This is a genomic window from Ruegeria sp. ANG-R, assembly GCF_000813985.1.
Lineage (GTDB): Bacteria > Pseudomonadota > Alphaproteobacteria > Rhodobacterales > Rhodobacteraceae > Ruegeria.
In genome coordinates this window covers 1-3099 of sequence record NZ_JWLJ01000032.1, presented here as the reverse complement: position 1 = coordinate 3099, position 3099 = coordinate 1, and the positions used below count along the sequence as shown (strand labels likewise).

Genomic DNA, 3099 nt, shown 5'->3' with positions numbered 1-3099 from the left:
TGGATCGTGCAGCCTTACCCTTTACGCCCGCCCGCTGAAATGAAATCTGTCGATCCTCGGCCAACAGCGCCGCAAGATCGTCCGGCGTCAGCATCGTCGCTTCTTCACGGCAGCCTGCAAGCAGAACAACCAACACCGCGGCAATCGGTCTGAACATTGCGGTCCCTTCCGCCAAATCAGAGTGAACCGCCAGACTGCAATACCATGCGCCCCGTGACGAGGCCCGTCCCCGCCGTTCAAGCGAAATTGAAAAATCGAGGCTGGGCAGACTTACGCTTGCCCTTCAACCGCTTCAGGCCACAGTTCGGCATCCAGCGCCCGTATGAACGGGTCCAATTGTTCGGCGGCTACGTGCCACCCTCCGACGGACAAGGTGTTCACCGGCTTACGCGCCTGCAGGTTGCTTGCCGTTTTGATCGCGTTCGAGGATTTATCCGGGCTCAGCATGGCGTTTTCGAAAGACAGGTCGCAGATGCGGCACAGCTCTTGCACCGTATCGTCCAGGTTGCCGACCAGCGTTTCATAGCGGATGTCGTGAATACGGTCGGGCAAAACGCTGTGCCAACGTCGGAGATAACGCTGATACCGATTTGCTTCGGCCGCCATCCACTGGAAATCATGCGTGAAATATAGCCCCGCCGCCCCAAAGTTCGCGCGCCACATCGACAAGGCGACATCGCGCGGGTCGCGTTGTACGTTGATGATGACCGCGTTGGGGAACGCCTGCGCAATCTGATCCAGAAAGGCATAATTTCCTGGCGCTTTGTCGACAAAGGCCAAGGCATCTGGTGACAGGTCCGGCAGCTTATCTAGATAGAATTCGGACAATCTGTTTTCGACACGCCATTCGGGCAATTGGGCTTCGGCCTGTCTGGCCCATTGGTGGACACTCGCCAGTTCCCCCAGCCCCTGAACGGTCGGGTGTCGGCCCAGAATACGCTCGACCAGTGTCGTACCGGATCGGGGCAGGCCAACAACGAAAATGGGACGGGCGGAACCTGCGGGTTGTTCTGGAGCGGCATCGGGCAAAGGGGCCGCCAACCGGCTGGCGCATTCCTTTTCGCTGCGGTCTTCCCATGCGGTAAAGCCGCCGCGCTGCAATTTGTGGGCCTTTGCCAAGTATTGCATTTCCTGAGCGACACTATTTTGCCGCCGGGCAATCTCGGCCGCAGCAAAAAGCAGTTTCACCTTGTCTTCGGGGCTGGTCGCGGCCCCGCGCTCAATCACATCGCTGATCTGGGCCTGCAGTCTTGAAACTTCTTCTTCTGTCAGGTTCGGAAGTCCCGCCATCAGTTCAAGCGTTTCCGCATTGCCCGGCGCAAGTGCCAGCGCTGCGGCTGCATTCTGCAAAACCGAGTCGAACTGACCCAGACCCAATTGTGATTTGGCCAATCGAATAAGACCCGGCACAAATTTCGGCTGACTGCCGACCAACGCTGTCAAAACTGCGGCAGCCTCTTGCCATCTTTGCATCACATCCAGAATATCCGCTTTCAAAAGCTGCGCATTCGGATTGGCCGGCTCACGCGTCAGAACCTTATTGATCGTGTCCAGGGCCTGATCGGTTTCGTGCACCTGCAGCAAAGCCAACGCACGGATAAACTGCATTGCCGGGGTCAAAGGACCACGCGCGACGATTTTGCTGAGGAATGTCAGCGCATCAGCCGGATCACCACCCTGCACAAGGCTCAGCGCGTAATTCTGGATCAATTCCGCGTTCCCCGGCTCAAGCCGCCAGGCCTGCTCAAAATAGGTTTGCGCCAGTTTGGGTTTTTGTTGCTGCACCGCACTGATGCCCGCCAAACGGGGTAACGCCGCGACTTTGGGCCATTTCTTAGCAGCTTTGGTCGCGCGTTTGAATGCGCGGTCTGGGCGTCCTGATTTTAAAAGATTGCCTATGCTGGCAATTTCGGCCCGCAATTGGTCCGCTTTCATTTGCATGCGCGTGCCCTACCTTACTTTGTGTGAGCGACGAAACTTGCCCTGTGCTAATTCATTATTACCTGAGGGTCTACAATTGAGAGAAAACCGGCCTGAACGTTTCTGAGCGCTACGACCGGGCGCCCTTTGGAACTTTCTGCACAAGCAGCGTAAAAGGAATGCTGCGCGAAACATTTGGAGCCTCGCATCGATGAAAGACCATCGTGGCCACCTGACCAAGGACGGCATTCGCATTTATGAACAAGGCGACTTTGCCGATATGCTCGCGGCAGGGGCGTTGGCTGCGCGTATTCTGGATGACGTGGCATCGCACGTCTTTCCCGGCCAGACCACAGGCGCCATTGACGGGCTTGTCACCCAGATGGTGGAGGATGCGGGCGCAACCTCGGCCACCATTGGGTACAAGGGCTATCAGCACGCCAGCTGCATCAGCGTCAATCACGTGGTCTGCCACGGCATTCCCGGCGACAAAAAGCTGAAAGAGGGCGATATCCTGAATATCGACGTCACTGTGATTGTTGATGGTTGGTTTGGCGACACATCACGCATGTATGTTGCCGGTAAATTGCCGCGCGAGGCCGAGCGGCTGATTTAGGGCCCTGTTCAAAGGCATCGAGATGGTCAAGCCGGGCAACACGTTCGGTGATATCGGCCACGCCATTCAGGCTTATGTCGAGGCCCACCGGATGAGTGTGGTGCGCGATTTCTGCGGTCATGGTCTGGGTCGGGTGTTCCACGCGCCGCCGAATGTACTGCATTACGGTCGCCCCGGAACCGGCGCCGTGCTGGAAGAGGGCATGTTCTTCACAATTGAACCGATGGTGAACCTTGGCCGCCCCGAAACCAAAACGCTGGCCGATGACTGGACCGCCGTGACCCGCGACAAATCGCTGTCGGCGCAGTTTGAACCTTCGGTCGGGGTAACGGCGGACGGGGTTGAGATTTTCACCCTGTCACCGGGTGACAAGTTCCATCCGACTTATTCGTCCTGATCTGTCGCCTGGTCACGCAGAAGTTTCAGCAGCAAGGTTTCATCCCGCCACGAAATGACGGCGTCATGAATGAACACCGGCGCCCGCATCGGTTTTGACGGCGGCCCCGTCGTCGTGTCTTTTTCCTGAGAGATCCCCCAAAATGGGGGTAAGGCTGCACGATCCA

The 3099-nt window shown here is 57.5% G+C and carries 1 protein-coding gene and 1 pseudogene; one reads left to right on the top strand and one right to left on the bottom strand.

Annotated elements, in window-relative coordinates; genetic code table 11:
* Nucleotides 1-270 precede the first annotated feature (270 nt).
* Nucleotides 271-1941 (bottom strand): tetratricopeptide repeat-containing sulfotransferase family protein, encoded by a 1671-nt coding sequence (locus RA27_RS22915; RefSeq protein ID WP_082025262.1) that lies wholly within the window; start codon nt 1939-1941, stop codon nt 271-273.
* A gap of 190 nt (nt 1942-2131) precedes the next feature.
* Here RA27_RS22915 and map point away from each other — a divergent pair.
* A pseudogene (map, locus tag RA27_RS22910) lies at nt 2132-2933 on the top strand (type I methionyl aminopeptidase).
* The last annotated feature ends 166 nt before the right edge of the window (nt 2934-3099 follow it).